Origin of the sequence: Streptomyces sp. NPDC088350, from assembly GCF_044753545.1 — a bacterium.
In the GTDB taxonomy this organism is placed as follows: Bacteria; Actinomycetota; Actinomycetes; order Streptomycetales; family Streptomycetaceae; genus Streptomyces.
In genome coordinates, this window is record NZ_JBIVNL010000004.1 from 581,620 (window position 1) to 598,294 (window position 16,675).

General features: G+C 70.7%; 15 protein-coding genes. 4 read left to right on the forward strand and 11 right to left on the reverse strand.

Going from position 1 to position 16,675, the window contains the following annotated elements; translation table 11 throughout:
- Positions 1-280: 280 nt before the first annotated feature.
- The 3 genes from ACIQBL_RS16560 to ACIQBL_RS16570 form a co-directional block, all read right to left on the reverse strand.
- Positions 281-1,273, reverse strand: a complete 993-nt coding sequence (locus tag ACIQBL_RS16560; RefSeq protein WP_401941906.1) for a helix-turn-helix domain-containing protein — start codon at positions 1,271-1,273, stop codon at positions 281-283.
- A gap of 139 nt (positions 1,274-1,412) precedes the next feature.
- Complete coding sequence (locus ACIQBL_RS16565; protein ID WP_401941909.1) at positions 1,413-4,700, reverse strand: S8 family peptidase; 3,288 nt, start codon at positions 4,698-4,700, stop codon at positions 1,413-1,415.
- 349 nt (positions 4,701-5,049) lie between these two features.
- On the reverse strand, positions 5,050-5,211 hold the full coding sequence (locus tag ACIQBL_RS16570; RefSeq protein ID WP_401941912.1) for a LuxR C-terminal-related transcriptional regulator: 162 nt from the start codon (positions 5,209-5,211) through the stop codon (positions 5,050-5,052).
- A 168-nt stretch (positions 5,212-5,379) separates the two neighbouring features.
- On the opposite strand from ACIQBL_RS16570, the gene ACIQBL_RS16575 reads away from it, so the two are divergent.
- Positions 5,380-6,324 carry a hypothetical protein gene (locus ACIQBL_RS16575; protein ID WP_401941913.1) on the forward strand — a complete coding sequence of 315 codons (945 nt, stop codon included), beginning with the start codon at positions 5,380-5,382 and terminating at the stop codon, positions 6,322-6,324.
- Positions 6,325-6,634: 310 nt separating this feature from the next.
- Here the strand turns inward: ACIQBL_RS16575 and ACIQBL_RS16580 are convergent, their stop codons facing one another.
- The 5 genes from ACIQBL_RS16580 to ACIQBL_RS16600 all read right to left on the reverse strand — a co-directional run bounded on the left by ACIQBL_RS16580 (position 6,635) and on the right by ACIQBL_RS16600 (position 11,651).
- A complete protein-coding gene (locus ACIQBL_RS16580; RefSeq protein WP_401942529.1) occupies positions 6,635-7,297 on the reverse strand; it encodes a CoA transferase subunit B in 663 nt (220 codons plus the stop codon).
- Between the two features lie 120 nt (positions 7,298-7,417).
- Positions 7,418-8,581, reverse strand: coding sequence for a hypothetical protein (locus ACIQBL_RS16585; RefSeq protein ID WP_401941916.1), 1,164 nt, complete (start codon positions 8,579-8,581; stop codon positions 7,418-7,420).
- Positions 8,578-9,789 carry a Dabb family protein gene (locus ACIQBL_RS16590; protein ID WP_401941918.1) on the reverse strand — a complete coding sequence of 404 codons (1,212 nt, stop codon included), beginning with the start codon at positions 9,787-9,789 and terminating at the stop codon, positions 8,578-8,580. Before ACIQBL_RS16590 ends, ACIQBL_RS16585 begins: the two co-directional genes overlap by 4 nt.
- 21 nt (positions 9,790-9,810) lie before the next feature.
- On the reverse strand, positions 9,811-10,335 hold the full coding sequence (locus ACIQBL_RS16595) for an aromatic-ring-hydroxylating dioxygenase subunit beta (RefSeq protein ID WP_401941921.1): 525 nt from the start codon (positions 10,333-10,335) through the stop codon (positions 9,811-9,813).
- Positions 10,332-11,651: an SRPBCC family protein gene (locus tag ACIQBL_RS16600; protein WP_401941924.1), complete on the reverse strand. Its 1,320-nt coding sequence runs from the start codon at positions 11,649-11,651 to the stop codon at positions 10,332-10,334. Before ACIQBL_RS16600 ends, ACIQBL_RS16595 begins: the two co-directional genes overlap by 4 nt.
- Before the next feature lie 219 nt (positions 11,652-11,870).
- Between ACIQBL_RS16600 and fdxA the strand changes: the two genes are divergently transcribed.
- The 3 genes from fdxA to ACIQBL_RS16615 all read left to right on the forward strand — a co-directional run bounded on the left by fdxA (position 11,871) and on the right by ACIQBL_RS16615 (position 14,261).
- The gene (gene fdxA / locus ACIQBL_RS16605) at positions 11,871-12,203 is read left to right on the forward strand and encodes a ferredoxin (RefSeq protein WP_401941927.1); all 333 of its coding nucleotides are present in this window, start codon (positions 11,871-11,873) and stop codon (positions 12,201-12,203) included.
- Positions 12,200-13,201: an NAD(P)/FAD-dependent oxidoreductase gene (locus tag ACIQBL_RS16610; protein ID WP_401941930.1), complete on the forward strand. Its 1,002-nt coding sequence runs from the start codon at positions 12,200-12,202 to the stop codon at positions 13,199-13,201. The genes fdxA and ACIQBL_RS16610 overlap by 4 nt, the downstream gene beginning before the upstream one ends.
- A 262-nt stretch (positions 13,202-13,463) precedes the next feature.
- The gene (locus tag ACIQBL_RS16615) at positions 13,464-14,261 is read left to right on the forward strand and encodes an IclR family transcriptional regulator (protein ID WP_401941931.1); all 798 of its coding nucleotides are present in this window, start codon (positions 13,464-13,466) and stop codon (positions 14,259-14,261) included.
- A gap of 87 nt (positions 14,262-14,348) precedes the next feature.
- Here ACIQBL_RS16615 and ACIQBL_RS16620 read toward each other — a convergent pair whose 3' ends face one another.
- The 3 genes from ACIQBL_RS16620 to ACIQBL_RS16630 are packed head-to-tail and all read right to left on the reverse strand — an operon-like array spanning position 14,349 to position 16,667.
- Complete coding sequence (locus tag ACIQBL_RS16620; protein ID WP_401941934.1) at positions 14,349-14,705, reverse strand: cupin domain-containing protein; 357 nt, start codon at positions 14,703-14,705, stop codon at positions 14,349-14,351.
- Positions 14,702-15,475 carry an aldolase/citrate lyase family protein gene (locus tag ACIQBL_RS16625; RefSeq protein WP_401941936.1) on the reverse strand — a complete coding sequence of 258 codons (774 nt, stop codon included), beginning with the start codon at positions 15,473-15,475 and terminating at the stop codon, positions 14,702-14,704. The genes ACIQBL_RS16620 and ACIQBL_RS16625 overlap by 4 nt, the downstream gene beginning before the upstream one ends.
- Positions 15,476-15,503: 28 nt before the next feature.
- Positions 15,504-16,667: an amidohydrolase family protein gene (locus ACIQBL_RS16630; RefSeq protein ID WP_401941938.1), complete on the reverse strand. Its 1,164-nt coding sequence runs from the start codon at positions 16,665-16,667 to the stop codon at positions 15,504-15,506.
- Between the last annotated feature and the right edge of the window lie 8 nt (positions 16,668-16,675).

Here is a 16,675-nt window from a genome sequence, read left to right on the forward strand (position 1 = left end):
CTCACCGGCGTGTGATGGTGACGACCGGTGCGGCTCAGGGACGGGAATCGAAACCGCGCGCAACGGATTCCCTTACGCAGCGGATTCCCTTCCGGCGCTGCTGGACTCCGAATCGGTCTTGGTTTCAGGGCCCGGCGGGGCCGATGTCCTCAGCCGGCCCGTGAAAGTCCTTGGCGTTGTTCTCCAGAGACTCGAACGCATCGGCAGCTCCAGGACCCTTGGCGTCCTGGAGGGCCAGTGACTGTCGCGGCCCGGACCTGACGCCTCGTATCCGGCCCGGTCAGATCCAACCGCGTTGTGCCGCGCGCCAGCCCAGCTGGATGCGGTTGTCGGCGTCGGCGAGATCCATCAGGTGCCGGATTCTGCGGGTGACGGTGCGCAGGGACACGCCGATCTTGTTGGCGACGGTGCGGTCGGTGAGTCCGGCCAGCAGGAGGTCCAGGATCTTGGCGTCGAGAGGGGAGAGCCGGGCCGGGCCGAGGTCGCCGTCCGTGTAGGGCGTCGGCTCCTCGTCCGCGGCGCGGGGGCGCAGGGGGTAGGCGTCGGCCCAGGTCTTCTCGAAGAGGGTGACGAGTGGGCTCAGCAGGCCGCTGGAGCTGATCAGCACGGCTCGCGGGATCTCCTGCGGGTCGGCGAGGAGCGGCACCAGCGCGATGGCGGAGTCTGCGATGACCATGGACACGGGCAGTTCGGCGACGATGGCGATTTCCTGGCCCCGGCCGAGGGACTGGTCGATGTCGACTGTCGAGTCGGGGTCGGCCAGGTATGACTGCTCGATGACCGTTCGCATGCGCAGCCCTCGTCCCGCGACGACGGATTCGGCGGGGTTGTCCCGTGGGCCGACCGCGATCGACGGGGTCTTGGTGAAGCCGCATATCTCGTGGTCGGCCGATTCCAGGACCTGGAGGAAGCGTCGGCTGATGGTTTGTAAGCCGGTCACGATCTCGATGAGGCCGCCCGTGTCGCGACTGGCGGCGGCCCGGTGGCGTTCAGCCAGTTCGGTGATGGCGAGCTCGGCCTGACGCAGCTCGTCGCGCCGGGCGGCGAGCAACGAGCCGAGCGTGACGGTGGGCGGGCCGACAATATGGCGGCCGGGTTCGTCGGGTGTGGTGGTGACCAGCCCATGGCGGGCCAGGCCGCCGAGTGCTTCCGCGATGGCCTCTGCCGGGTGCCCGAGGGCCGCATCGAGCGCGGCCGTGGTGGGTTCGCTGCGGTCGACGAGGTGCTGGTAGACGTCCTCCTCGACAGCGCTCAGGCCAAGACCAGCCAGCATCGGGCCTGCCCTCCTTCCGGCCGACAACACGTGGATCAGCACAGCGTAGGCCTCCTGCGGCCGGTTCAGGGCAACGCCCGGTCAGGGCCTGCCTCTCTCGGGAGGCAGGCCCTGACCCGGTACGCCCGTGGCAGGTCGGTCAGTTGTCGCCTTGGGTGACCTTGAAGGCGCGGATGATCGTCTGCTCGGCCGTGTTCCCCCTGCAGTCCACCACCTTGGCGCGCAGGGACACGGAGCTGACGCCGGTGGCGGGCCGCAGCCGGATATCGCCCGCGGTACTGGCGGCGCGCTGCCAGGTCTTGCCCTCGTCGTACGAGACCTCCACGGTGAGCGAGCGCACACCTCCGCGGGCCCCCTCCACGGTGACCGGCACCCGCACCGGCCGGCCGGCCGGTGCGCTGGTGTCCGTCGCGAGGCGAGGCGAGTAGCGGACGTTCAGCAGCGGGATCCGCTCGGTGCCGGACGCGACTGTGGCGGAGCGGAACGTCCAGGTGGAGATGATCCGGGCGGAAACGTCGGTGTACTGGGTCGCCTGGGTCAGGTCGGTGGACAGGGTGTAGCCGACGTCACCGGCGGGGACGGCGACGTTGCGGATGGTGGGCGGACTGGCGGAGGCGAGGAGGGTGGAGCCGTCCGCTACGAGCGTGGTACGGGCGCTGCCGCCGAAGCGCAGACCTGTGCCGCCCGGGTGGCCGAGGCCGTCGGTGTAGAGGGGGAGGCTCATGTTGAGGCTGTTCCCGGTGCGGAACAGTCCCCAGCCGTCGCCGCCGAAGCTGCTCCGGCCTTCCGCAAGACCGACTCCGGGGCCGAACACGCCCACTCCGTAGCTGGTCCGATAGGTCCGGCCGGGCCGGTAACGTCGTTCCGGGCTGTAGTACTTGGCCTCCTCACGCAGCGTCGGGCTGTCCTGCGTCACGATGAAGCCCCAGGACAGGGCGGACTCCGTGGTGACGTAGTCGGTCTGTACTCGGGGCAGGGCGGTGGCACTGCGCAGAGCGATGCCCGCGGCGCTCATGCCGTCCGCCGCGTACGGAACCGCCGTGATCTCGGCCTGCTTGTTCGCGACGGAGGCACCGAGGGTGCTGTCGATCCGGGCCAGGTCACCTCGGGTGACGCGCCGGGTGAGACCGGCGTTCGGCTGGTCCGGCAGCGTATAGGCGAGGCGGTACTGCGGAGCGTCGTTGGCGCCGCCGGCCGTCGGGCGGGTCCATACGCCGGAGATCATCGCCTGGAGTGATCCGGTGGTGGCCGGGCCACCGATCTGCGCGAACGAGAGCCTGTCGAGCGAACCCAGCCACGATGACGTCAGCCTGCTCTGTCCGTCGCCGGCATTCCTTCGGACGGCGAGCACACCGCCCGCCTGCGCGGCCTGCGGGTCGGGGAGTGTGACGCCGATCGGCTTGGCGACGCGGGCGTCGAGCGTCAGGGACGTGTTCTTGTCCACGACGAGTTCGGACTGGTAGAGGACGGCTCGTAGATAGGTGCCGTCGGTCTGGCGGGTGAGGACGGTGCTGTTGAGGTAGTAGGTGCCAGGAGGAACACGCACCACCGAGGTGCCGTTGGACTGTGTGTCGGGCGAGTACAGGGTGCCGGTGGTGACGTCGTAGAGCGTGTCCCCGCCCCCGGGCGCCGGGGTGTTCCCGTCCGCTGCGATGTGGCGGAGCGTCACATCGTAGGCCTCGCTCTCCCGGACGGTGCCGAGCGGGGTGCGGGCTACGACGCCGGATGCCGTGCGCGCGGTGACCGTGCCGGACAGCTGGCCGTCGGCCTGGCCGATCCGGGTGTCGGAGGCGACGGTGGCGGTCGCGGTGCCGCCGGCGGGGACGGTGACCTGCTCCGGGGAAACGGTGAACGTGCCGTCGTCAACCGGCTTGCCCGAGCGGTCGGTCGTCGACGCGGTCAGGTCGAGTACGAGGTCCTCGTCACCGCTGTTGCGGTACGTCAGGGTCCTGGTGACCGGCGCTCCGTCGTGCGGATAGGCGGCGAAACCGAACGACAGCGAGGGCGGCTCGCTGGAAACCTGCTGGGTGATCGCGGCGGCGACGTCCACCCGGCCCGCGCCCTGCTGGAACGCGCCCTGATCGGCACTGGGCCGGGCAGAGGCCATCAGCGTGCTCTTCAGCTGTTCGCCGGACCAGTCGGGGTGCTCGCTCGCCAGGAGCGCCGCCGCACCGGCGACATGCGGCGTGGCCATCGAGGTGCCTGACGCCGAGGTGTAGTTGTCGTCGACCGGACCGTCGCCCGGCTGCACGCAACTGTCCTGGCACAGAGCCGTGCCGGCCGCGCGGGCGGCCACGATCTGCACACCGGGGGCGGTGATGTCGGGCTTGACGGCACTGTCGCCCACCCGGGGTCCTGTGCTGGAGAACGAGGCCAGGACGTCGGAACCGTCGACGGCGCCCACCGTCAGCGCGGCATCCGCACTGCCCGGGCTGTCGACCGTACTGTCACCGGTCCGGCCTTCGTTGCCCGCGGCGACGACGAACAGAGTGCCGTGCTGGGCGGACAGGTCGTCGACAGCGGCTTCGAGTACGTCGGTTTCCGGGCCGTCCTGGCCGCCCAGGCTCATGTTGACGATCTTCGCGCCCTGGTCGACGGCCCACTGCATCCCCGCCAGGATGCTCGAATAGCTGCCGCTCCCCTGGTCGTTGAGCACCTTGCCGTTCAGCAGGGCGACATCGGGGGCGACACCCTTGTACTTGCCGTCGGACGCGGCACCACTGCCCGCGATGATCGACGCCACGTGGGTCCCGTGTCCGTAGTGATCGACCGCGTCGGCGGTGCTGGTGAAGTTCTTCTGGTCGACAACCTTGCCGGCCAGGTCCGGGTGGCTGCTGTCGATGCCGGTGTCCAGTACGGCCACCTTGACGCCCCCGCCGGTGTAACCGGCCGCCCACGCGGTCGGCGCCCCGATCTGCGGCACGCTGCGGTCCAACGTGGCCTTCACCTGGCCGTCGAGCCAGATCTTCCGGACTCCGGCCGCCGTTGACCGCTGACCGTCCACCGCGCGGGAGGCGGCCGGGCGGGTCAGGGTCTGCCACAGCTGCTCGGCCGCCTTCCTGTTGACCTCGACAGCGGCGCCCAGGACGGCCGGCAACCTCCTCGTGACGACAGTCCCGTCGGGAACGGGCTGCGAGCCCAGGCGGGTGGCGGAGAAGGACTTGGCAGTGGACCCGCCGAGGATGAGCGGGAGTCTGCTGCGGTGCGCATCGTCGTACCCGTCGTCCAGCAGCGCCTTCAGGTCGAACAGGCGGCGGTCCACGGTGCCCCGCGCGATCAACTGCTCCGCGTCCGTGGGGATCGCGTAGAGGTGTTCGGCGGAGTTCTCGACCCGGAAGCCGACATCCTCGCGGCCCTCGGCGGGATCGACCGACACGATGTCGTCGTTCGAGTCCACCAGGAACCGGTCCCCGGTGATCAGTGTCACCGCCCGGGTCCCGGGTGCGCTGTGAGGCTCCTTGCCGGCGTCCGCCGAGGAGGCGGCCGTTGAGAGAGGCGCGGCTGTTAAGAGCATCGACGCCACGAGGGTCAGCGCCGTACCGGACGTCGCACAGACGCCCCGCAGTATCCGCAGGGGTATCACTCGTCGGCCTCCGTAGCGAATCAAGGGGTGGGGGATACGCGACAAGATGGCAGACGGGTCAACCTGCGGGAACAAAGCGAAGTGGGGGGGGGGGGGGGGGGGGGCGGCGCGCCCCCACGCGGGGGGGGGGGGGGGGCGCCCCCCCCCCCCCCCCCCACTTCGTGAGTCTCGCGGCCTGTGGACAGCCGACCGCTCAGCCTTCCAGATAGGCGAGTACCGCCAGGAACCGGCGGTTGCCGTCCTCGGACGGCTCGATTCCGGGTTTGGTGAAGATGTTGCAGCTGTGCTTGCTGACGGTCTTCTCGCTGACGAACAACCGGCCGGCGATGTCTGGGTTGGAGCCGCCCTGAGCCATCAGGGCGGCTCCACGGTGAGCACGATCCTCACCTTGATCGGTCTGCCCGTGGCACGGCGGGGCAGTGGAGGAGATCGGGGCGACGACTGAACGAGAGGCTGGAGCCCTACCGCCGGGGCCGCGGGGCGCCCCCTGCTGAGGACCCGATGGAACGCCAACCTCCGAGGCGTGGCTCGATCCCCTCATCCCCCGCAGATAATCACGCGGCTCGCTGACGACCGTATCTGTGCCTATGACCTGGCCGCCGATGCCAGAGGCGTACTGTCACCGGTCATGGTCTGTCGGCCGTCTCCCGATGACGTCGTCGTCGATCACGCCGCTACCGCCGGCCTTCAGCGCGCCTACTACACGACCCTCAACGCAGTCGTCTGCGTGACGGCAGACGGGGCCGAGACCTGGCGGTCGCGGTTCGAGCCATGGTCAGACCAGCAACACGGGCATCGGCCCAGCTGCGTGCTGTCGTTGGACGAACACGTGGTGTGGGTCTACGGGCCTGATGCCATGGCCGGCCGTAACCGCCCCGACCAGTGGGTCGCCCTGAATGCCGAGACCGGTGCGGTCATCGCACAGGCGGATCTGCAGACCGTCGGGCATGGCGGCCAGCAACTGCTGCACCCGGCGAGCGATCAGGTCCTCCTCGACGTGGGTGAAGGGCAGGACGGCTCGGTCATCTACCGCGCGTCGCTGACCGGGGACCGGATGGATCTCGTCGGCTATCCGTGGGACGACCGGTGCCTCATCGACCTGTCGCCCGACGGACACCAGTTCATGACCGTTCACCACGAGCAGGCCGACGTCGCCATCCACACCTACCCCGACGGCGAGGTGAGGTTCGCTCTCTCTGTCGACGCCTTCGGACACGACCCCGACGAGATCTACGTGGAATGGAGCGGCGGCTACCTGAGCCCGGACACCGTCATCGTCACCCTCGCCGGCGAAACCGAGGACGAGCAGGAGTGGTTCCGCCACTACCGCGTAGACGTGCGCTCTGGCCAGGTCCGAACTGAGTTCGACGCCCGCACGGACAACCCCTACGGCATCCAGCCTCTCGGAGACGGATCCTGGCTCACCACAGATACATCCGGTCACCCAATCCGCTGGACCGACTCATAGCCCCATCAGGCGAACTGGTACGTGGGCGCGTGCACGGAGCGGGCGCGGGTGTTGAAACGATGCTCCGGAAGCCGACGGCGGAGGTCGCGCCCGCCGGTGACCTCCGATCCCGACCGGGGTCACGGGCACGCGACGTCACGTGGGACGACCCCGGCGCGCGAAATCCTCCGGTGGCCGGAGGTACCGATGACCCGCGCGGGTCGGATCGAGAACTCGGGCGCGGCCGACAGTGCGTTCACTACGGGCGGTGGGCTCGTCGAGGCACACGCCGGGGACAGCCGTACTTGCCGGCCGGGGCACGGACGGTGCGTTACGCCTGACGGAGGTCATCGGCGGTGCCTTCGGGGAGGAGCACCTTCGCCGCTGTCCTGGCGGTGATGTCCTCGGCGGTGACGCCGGGGGCGGTCTCGACGAGGACCAGGCCGTCGTCGGTGACGTCGAGGACGCCGAGGTCGGTGATGATCCGCTTCACGCACTGCCTGCCGGTGAGCGGCAGGTCGCACTCCCGCACGATCTTCGGGCTGCCGTCCTTGGCGGTGTGGGTCATGGTGACGATCACCCGGCCGGCACCGTGCACGAGGTCCATGGCCCCGCCGACACCGGTCACCATCTTGCCCGGAACCGCCCAGTTGGCAAGGTCGCCCCTCTCGGAGACCTGCATGGCGCCGAGCACGGCCGCGTCGATGTGCCCGCCGCGGATCATGCCGAACGAGAGAGAGGAGTCGAAGAACGCCGCGCCCGGCAGGACGGTGACGGTCTCCTCGCCGGCGTTGATCAGGTCTGGGTCTACCTCGTCCTCGTACGGGAAAGGACCGGTGCCGAGAATGCCGTTCTCCGGCTCCAGCACGACCCGGACGCCCTCGGGCAGGTGGTTGGGGATCAGCGTCGGCAGCCCGATGCCCAGGTTGACGTACTCACCGTCGCGCAGTTCGCGGGCCGCGCGGGCGGCTATTTCCTCACGTGTCCAGGCCATCAGACCCACACCTCCCGCCGCGTCACCGTGAACGCCCAGCACGCCCGCCGCACCCGCCATGCCCGCCGCGCCCAGCACCGGCGGCACCCGAGGCACCGACAGCACCGGGGATCTGCGGCGCTACGACGGCAGGTCGGTCAACAGTCGGCAGTAGACGCGTGCGTAGGCGGTCAGTTGGCCCAACGACAGGGCGTCGCGACGGGGGTCGTCGGTGGCCGGTTTCGCCTGCGGGCCGAGGCGTACGGTCTCGGCGCCGTGGGCGCGCAGTACGACGCCGTCGGTCGATCCCGTCCAGCCGGTGATCGGAGGGGGCTGCGCACCGAACTCGTCGAGCCAGGCCGCCCGGGCGGCCGTCACCACCGGGGCGTCGGCCGGTGTCGCCGCCGCCGCCGCGACCGGCTCGGCCTCCACCTCGACCGCGCAGTCGCGCAGCACCGACTCCGCGCACCGGGCCCGCAGCCGGTCGGCCAGCTCGGCTGCCTGCGCCGCCGGTGCGACCCGGTCGCCCGCGACGACGTAGAGGTCGATCCGCAGCTGGGCCGGCAGCAGGTCCGGCTTGTCCGGCCAGCCCCCGCTGATCGCGCCGATGCCGCACGCCCGGCCGGTCTGGCCCTCCCTCGGGTCGGCGGCCAGGTAGTCCGTGCGCCAGTGGGCCAGCTCGTCCAGGACGACGCCCGCCCCGGCCACGACTCCCCCGGGCGGTGTGGCCGACTCCGCCGCCATCGCGGCCCCGGAGCGGCCCGTCACCCGGACGCTCAGATAGAACGCGCCCGGCTCGTGCCACAGCAGCGTGGGCGGGCCGCACTTGGCGACGATCGCCGAGCGCGGCAGCTGATACGTGTCCGCGTAGGCCTCCAGGCCGGTGGTCCCACCGCCGCGCCGGTGCGTGCCGGAGCCCGCGAGCAGCAGGCGTCCGGCGCCCGCCTCGGCGAACGCGACCAGCACGGCCGCCGCCGGCCCGCGGGCGACCCCGAGGCCGAAGCCGGTCACCAGATCGCCGTCCACGCCGAGCGGGGCGACGGGCGCGGTGTCACCTGTGACGAGACGGCTGTACGCCCCGCCGGCGTCCAGCGACGTGTCGAGGTGCGAGTACAACAGCGGTCCGGCCCCGTGCGCGGCGATCAGGCTGCCGCCCGCGGGGCCGTGCTCCAGTACCTGCCACTCGACGTGCGGCCACCGGTCGGCGCACCAGGCGCGCAGCCGGTGGGCCGCCGTCCGTTCCGCGCCACGGGGAGCGGGGGTCGCGTCGAGCAGGCGCAGGACGTCGAGCAGCTGCTGTCTCAAAAACGTCCCCAGTCGTCGGACGCCGGACGCCACACGTCGATGTTGCGCGGGTCGGCCGGCATCCTGCGGGCCCGGTGCGTCTCGTGCTCCTCCGGCGTGAACACCCGGTGCCGGTCGCACAGTTCGAAACGCGGGCCGAAGCGCGTGTCGTGCAGGTAGAACGCGATCGACGTCGACGCCGAGTGGTTGACGATGTCGGAGGCGATCGGCGCGCCCTTGTACAGCGCGCGAGCGCGCATCCTCATGACGTGGTCGAGGCTTTTCATCGCGAAGCACAGGTGCGCGACGTAGTGCTCCTTGTTGTTCTGCACCGCGAGGCTGTGGTGGTAGCGGTTCTCGCCACGGAGGAACGTGGTCGAGCCGACGACGTGGTCCGAGGGCAGGAACCGCAGGACGTTCTGGTAGAAGTCCAGCGTCTCCTCGTACTTCGCGGTGGCGATGAAGGGGTGCACCAGGTCGAGCGGCCGGATCTCGATGTGCGGCGGCTCCGCGTACTCCTGGAACTCGGTGAACAGCTCGACGACGAGGCCGTTGGGATCCTTGACGGCGAACCCCTTCTCGCACAGCGCCTGCTGCCGCTCCTGGAGTTCGAGGACCTCCAGGCCGGCGTCCAGGACGCTCTTGTGCAGCTGGTCGAGGATCTCCTCGCTCGCCACGCTGTAGCCGACCGCGGTCGTCCACCCGTCGGTGCGCTCGGGCGCGTGGATCAGCTCGATCGCGTGGTGCTCGATGTCGGCGCGCAGGTAGGCGTACTCGTCCGTGCGCTGCTCCAGCTGGAGTCCTACGTGGTATTCGAGGAAGTCGATGGTGGCCTGCATGTCCGGAACCTCGATCCGGGCGTACTCCATGCCGTACGGGCCGTGCGGGCGGGTGCTCACGGGCGCTGTCCTTCCGGGGGCGGGCGCCGGCTGCCCGGCGTACTCGAACGAGGTGATGGCCTGCCGGCCGATGACCGGGCGCCAGCGCGTGTGCACGAAGGTCTCGTGGGTCTCGCTGCCGAGATAGGCCAGCAGGTCGTCCACGCTGTCGAAGTCGACGGACATGGTGTGGGTGAAGGTCTGGTCGCGGGTGCTGATGTTCTCGCCGAGCACGAAGCCGCGCATGGCCGCGTACCGGTCCGGGAAGGTGCGCAGCTCGGCCAGCACGGACTCGCGCGTGGCCTGGTCGGTTCCTTCGGCGAAGCGGAAGGACAGGGTGTGTCGGATCATCGGGTCACCGTCCGTCGCCGGTCAGAGGATGAAGCTGAGCCGGGCGCCCGCGGCGAGCGACTCGTGGCCGAGGACCGAGCGCCGCAGCCGGAAGCGCAGTCCGTCCGCGGTCGGCACCAGCACATGGTCGTACCAGCCGACGTAGGCGTCGAAGTGTCCGTCGCGGGCGCGGTGCACCACGAAGGACGCCGCCACCCGGAAGGAGTCCTCCGTGTGCTCGGACAGCCGTACGTTGGACACCAGCCGGTGGGTGCGCGAGTGCGGGTTCTCGGCGTGCGCCTTGCGGGACTTCAGGCGCTTGACCCGGGCTCGGATCAGATCCCAGTCGTCGTCGACGAACGATCCTGTCTCGTGCGGCGACCAGCCGGGACGGTAGTCGGTGGTCGGGATCTCGTAGCGGGCGCCGGGCTCGAAGAGGGCCAGCCAGCCGTCGTAGTCCCAGCCGTCGAGGACGGCCGCCTCGGCGTAGAGGAAGTCCTCCACCTCCGGCCGGGTGATCGTGCGTCCCTGGCAGTGCACGGAGTGGGTGTTGCCGGTCGCGGTCATCGCACGTCCCTGCCCTGGAGGAAGGACGTCGGCCGCTCGCCGTGGACGGCAAGGTCGTCATCGAGCCCTACGGCTTCGATCCAGTGCCGCCAGAAGCCCCGCATCGCGCCTTCGTCGGTCGACCTGCCCTGTACGCCCTTGACCTCGTCGGCCATGCCGCGCGACATGTCGCTGTAGTCCAGCTCGGGCACGGCGGTGCCGGCCGTTGCCTGGATGCCGCGCTGGACCGCCTCGTACGCCTCGATGTCGTCCGGCGTCGCGAGCCCGCCCGGGCCGACGAAGCTGACGACCGTCTTCATGCGCAGGGCGCGCGCGGCGGGGTCCTCCTCGCGCGGGACCAGCTGCCAGGCGCGCACGTCGGTCTGGTCGGGCGCCACCGGCTCCAGCTGCCGGATCGACAGACCTTCGATGTCGAACAGGAGCAGGTTGGGGAACACGAACAGGATGTGGCTCTCGTCGGCCACGTAGTGTGCCCGTTCCTCCCCCAGCCGCTCCGCCATCTCGGCCCGGTGCTGCTCGGTGCGCACCCGCTCGTCCTCGCCGAAGCGCGGTTCCCAGATCATGCTGATCCGCCCGCCGTGCCCGGTCAGGACCAGGAGTCCGTGGCCGTTGCCGAGGTCGTACGCGTACTGGTTGTCGTCGGTGACGGCGAAACCGCTCTCCCGCAGGTAGCCCACGAACGTGTTGTGGGTCGGTGCGAAGTGGTAGCCGTCCATCGCGTTCTCGACGGCGAGTTTCCAGTTGCCGCGCACGCTGTACCGCTGTGTGCCGGGCAGTGTGGTCATGCCGCCGACGTGCTGCTGTTCGATCATCGTCATGTAGTCGGCCGCGTCGCCGAGGTGTTCGAGCAGCGGCGGGACGTCCGGGTCGAAGGCGACGAAGACGTATCCCTCGTGGATCTCCAGGCGCGGGACGCCGCGCAGTCCCATGGACGCCCGGAACTCGTCGCTCGACTCGTAGGCGCCGGCGTCGGGGATCGCGGCGACCTCACCGTTGTTGCGGAAGGTCCAGGCGTGGTAGAAGCACTGGAAGAGCCTGGTCGAGCCCTCGCTCTCGCGGCACAGCACAGTGCCGCGGTGCGGGCAGGAGTTCAGGAAGGCGTGCACCTCGCCGGCGGTGTCCCGGCAGAAGATCAGCGGCCGGCCGCCGAGGGTGCGGACCTTGAAGTCGTTGGGGTTGGGGATCTCGGTCTCGTGGCCGAGGTAGAGCCAGGTGTGGGTCCATACCCACCCGCGTTCCCGGGTGAAGATCTCCGCACTGCGGTAGGCCTCGCGGTTGACCCGGAAGGTGAGTTGGTCCCAGTCCTCGACGATCATCGGTGCTGGGACAGTCCTGGGGTTGCTTCCCATTACGGCGTGTGCCTCTCACAAGTCCCGACCCGAGTGGCATGCTGCGAGATGCCATCTCGTATGTCGCATTAGCTTCTCCCGGCATGCGCGGGAGTGTCAAGCAATCACCGTGGTTGACACTCCGAGTTGGCGGCGCCATCATCCATTCCATAATAGAAGACACCATCTCGCATTCTGTGCGACCGTGTGAAGGGTAAGAAGCCCGTGCCGTACGTCATCACGCAGGCCTGTCTCGACATCATGGACAAGTCGTGCATGGAGGAGTGCCCGGCCGACTGCATCTACGAGGGCGACCGGATGCTCTACATCCAGCCCGACGAATGCGTCGAGTGCGGGCGCTGCGAACCCGTCTGCCCGCAGATCTCGATCTTCCACCACGAGGACCTGCCCGCCGAGGCCCGGCAGGCGGAGCGCATCAACGCCGAGTTCTTCACCCTCGGCGTCGAGCCGCTCGGGTCGCCCGGCGGCGCGCGCAAGGTCGGCCGGGTCGGCCGCGACCATCCCGAGGTGGGCGCGTGAGCGCCTCCGGGAGCGCCACGGGCACCGGCCCCGAGGTGTCCGTCGACCTGCTCGTGATCGGCGCCGGCCCGGCCGGGCTGTACGCCGCGTACTACGCCGGCTTCCGCGGCCTGAGTGTCGCGGTCGCCGACGCCCTGCCCGAGGTGGGCGGCCAGATCACCGCGCTGTACCCCGAGAAGCTCGTCCACGACGTGGCCGGCTTCCCCGCCGTCCGCGGCCAGGAGCTGGTGGACCGGCTGGCCGAGCAGGCCGCACAGGGGAACCCGGTCTACCTGCTCGGACACGGGGTCACCCACCTCGACGACACGGGCGACGGCATCGTCGCGACCACCGACGCCGGCGCGCGGATCACCGCGGGCGCGGTGCTCGTCTGCGGCGGGATCGGCAACTTCGTCCCGCGTGAGCTCCCCGTGGGCTCCGACTACCTGGGCCGGGGACTGCGGTACTTCGTGCCGCGACTGGACGAACTCGCCGGACAGGACGTCGTGGTGGTCGGCGGCGGGGACTCCGCACTGGACTGGGCGCTGTCCCTGGAGGCGATCGCCTCGTCCGTGACGCTGGTGCACCGACGTGCGCGGTTCCGGGCCCACGAACGCACCGTCGAGCAGGTGCACGCCTCCTCCGTACGGGTCCTGACGCCCTACGAGGTCGAGAAGATCTCCGGCGACGGGGCGGTGTCGGAGGTCGTGGTCGCGGGCTCCGACGGCGACCGGATCAGTCTGCCCGCCCAGTGCGTGGTCGCCGCGCTCGGATTCATCGCCGACCTCGGCCCCATGGAGCAGTGGGGACTGGAGCTGCGCCGCCGGCGCATCCTCGTCGACCGCACGATGCGCACCAACCGGGAGCGTGTCTTTGCGGCCGGCGACATCGCCGACCACGACGGCAAGGTCAGTCTGATCTCGATCGGCTTCGGCGAGGCGGCCCTCGCCGTCAACCACATCGCGTCACTGCTCGACCCGGCACGCTCACTCAACCCGGGGCACTCCTCCGACCTGTGAGGTCGGCGTACCGGGTCGTCGCAACCGGTCGGCGTACCCGGGGCGTCGTACCGGGTCGGCGACCCGACGCCGGCGGCTCCGCGCGGGAGGCGCTCGCGGAGGGCCGGTCCCGGTGGCGCCGGTCCCGGCCGCGCGGCTCGCGGCGGCGGAATACCTCGGAACTTCCAGCACACGACCACGGCCCTCACCGTTACGCTATACGATACGGCGTTCCACTCAACGACTCATCACTTTACTGACACGGGATCAGGAGCAGGATTTCATGGCCACGAAGGCGCAGCCCGGCACCGGCGAGCGAAGCGGTCCCGACACGACCGCGCCGACCATCCAGACGGTGCAGCGAGCGGCGCTGATCCTCGGCTCGTTCACGGTCGGCAAGCCGCACATGAGCCTCAACGAGATCACCGCACGCCTCGGGGCGAGCAAGGCGACCGCGCACCGCTACACGAAGGCGCTGCGGGCGGCGAACCTGCTGCGCTACGACGAGCGCACCTCGCTCTACTCCCTCGGCTCCCAGGTGCTCACGCTGGCCGCGGCCGCACGGGCCGGCCTGCCGATCGTCGCCGCCGCCGAGCCGTACATGGAGAAACTGGTCCGGCGCATCGACGAGACGATCGTGCTGTCGGTCTGGGACGGCGAGTCGGCGACCGTGGTGCGCTCGGTGGACAACACCGACCACATGGTGCGCATCAGCGTCCGGGTCGGCTCGCGTCTCGACCTCACCTCCTCGGCGCAGGGACGGATCTTCCTCACCTTCCTGCCCCCGGACCAGGTACCGACGCTGCCGCGCTCGGTCCGTACGTCCCCCGAGCTCACCGAGGAGCTCGCCGCCATCCGGCACCACGGGCTGTCGGTCAACTCCCCCGCGGTCAACGGGGTCCGCACCATCGCGGCACCCATCTTCGAGGGCGACAAGATCAGCGGGACGCTCGCGGTCGTCGGCACGACGGCGACGGTCTCCGACGACGTCAAGGCGCCGATGGCCCAGGCACTGCTGGAGACGGCCCGCGCGCTGTCGCAGCGGCTGGGCGGCTCGGACGACGAACCCAACGGCGGCTGACCCACCGGTCGCGGCGGCGGCCGGCGCACCGCGCGGGCGGTGGGCCGGCTGGTCGGGCCCCGGTACGGGGCACCGCACGCCCTGCGGTCAGGGAAGCAGGTCTGCCCTCGGCGGGACGAAGAAGTCGATGTTCACGCAGGGGGCCTCCGTCGGCTCCACGTAGTGCTCGCTGCCTCGGGGGACGAGCAGGAACGACCCCGCGCGCATGTCGTGTGCGACCCCGTCCACGTAGTAGTTGGCCCGCCCCTGGGCGATGTGGACCAGCTGGTCGAACTCCTCGTGGCGGTGCGGGTTGAGCGTCATGCCGACGTCGAGTTCGTGGTGGCAGATCATCATCTCGTCCGTCGCGTAGACGCGACGGCGCACCCCCGGCCGTACCTGGGTCACCGGCAGCTCGTCCCAGGTGACGACGGTGCCGAACAGTGCTGTGTTGCGTGTGGTCACTGGTTTCCCTCTCCGGCGGTCACGCGCAGGGCGTCCGCCAACATCTGCAGGTCCGAGCCGACGACCAGGTAGTCGGCGTCACCGAGGCCCAGGTGCGCCGCGGCGTCCCGGGCCGGGGCCCAGCCGCCGAACGCCACCGCCGCCGAACGGGCGGCCCCCCGCACCCGGTCGACCGCGGCACGCAGCACCGCGGCGTCGGCCGGCAGGCCCAGGTCGACGGCGAGGTCGGTGCTGCCGACGAAGCACACGTCGAGCGGGGCGAGCAGCTCCGGCAGCGGATCGGTCCGGGCCGTCTCAATCTGGCCGACCAGCACCGGCGGGTCGTCCTGCTCGGCGCGCAGGAACCCGGCCAGCGGGATCGCGCCGAACCGGGCGGCCCTGTTGGCCAGGCTGACCGACCGGCGGCCGACGGGCGCGAACCGGGCCGCCGCCACGAGCGCCTCGGTCTGGGCGACACGGGTGAGCATCGACAGCTGGATTCCCGCAGCCCCGGCCTCCAGCAGCCGGTTGACGGCGGCGGCGTCCACCTCGGGCACCCGGACGAGGGCCGGCAGGCCGCACACATGCGCGTGGCGCACCAGGTCGACAGCGTTCCGCTCGGTGAGGGTGGAGTGCTCCAGGTCGACGACCACGAACGCGAACCCGGCCGCCGCGGCCAGCTCCACCACGTCGGACGACGCCAGTTTGACGAACGTGCCGACGGCGGGTTCCGCCGCCGTCACGGCCGCGCGCAGCCGGCGCCTCAGCAGGTGGACATCGACGACGGTCATCGCGCTCTCCCCGGGGCGGGCCGGTGGCTCACGCCGCCGGCAGACCGCGCCACGGCACGATGTCGATCTCGGTGCCCGCGTGCAGCACGACGGACGGCTCCAGGCGCGGCGCGAGGATCGTGTTGCCCGCGGCATCGGGCAGGGTGACCTCGTCGGTCCAGTCGACGACCGTGATGTCAGCCCGCCCGCCGACCGCCAGGCGCCCGTAGCCCTCGGCGTCGAGCCCCAGCAACTGCGCGGGAGCGACGGTGGCCCGCCGGACGCACTCCTCCAGCGGCGCGCCCAGCGCGACCAGCTTGGAGATGCTGGTGAGCAGGTCGAATACCGGACCGCGCCAATTGCGGGCGCTGGTGTCGGAGCTGAGGACGTCGGGCAGGAACCCGTCGGCGATCGCCCGGCGCGCCACCTCGAAGCTGAGGTTGCTCTTGCCGTGGGCGGAGTCGAAGAGCACGCCGCGCTCACGGGCCGCGGTGACGGCGGGGTGCACGCGGTCGCCGTCGAGTATCCCGTGCGGCTTGCCGGTGTAGCAGTGCGCCACGATGTCGCCGGGGCGCAGGTGGTCCAGAACAGTGGGCACCGGCTCCTCGGTCTCGCCGATGTGCACCATCAGCGGGAGCCGGGCCTGCTCGGCCAACGCCACGGACTTCTTCAGCAGCGACTCCCAGTTCTCGCCCACGACGTCCTCGGACAGCCGGATCTTGAAGCCGCGCACGATGTCGGGGTGGGCCTCGGCGGTCGCGAGCGCGTCCTCGGGGACCAGGGTGTCGGGGTTGAGGAGTTCGCCGAACCTGAAGTCGATCAGGCCGAGCACCGAGACGTTGAGGAAGTTGACGATGCGCAGCGGGTTCGCCTCGACCACCAGCTTGCGGAAGGCCGCGAACGTCGAGGCGCCGGCCGTACCGGCGTCCGCCGCCGCGACGACGCCGCGCCGCAGGTGGGCCTCCTCGGCCGGGGCGCCGACGGCGGAGACGTACTGGAAGATGTGGGTGTGGCCCTCGACGAGGCCCGGCAGCACGGTGGAGCCGCTCACGTCGATCGTGCGGGCCGCGCCCACCGCCAGCCCTTCCCCGATCGCGGCTATGCGGTCACCGGTGACCGCCACGTCGAGCCGGGCGTTGGTGCCCGACGCCGGATCGATGACGGTGCCGCCGGCCAGGACGAGGTCGTAGGGCGATGCGGGGGAATCGGGCATCGGTGTGG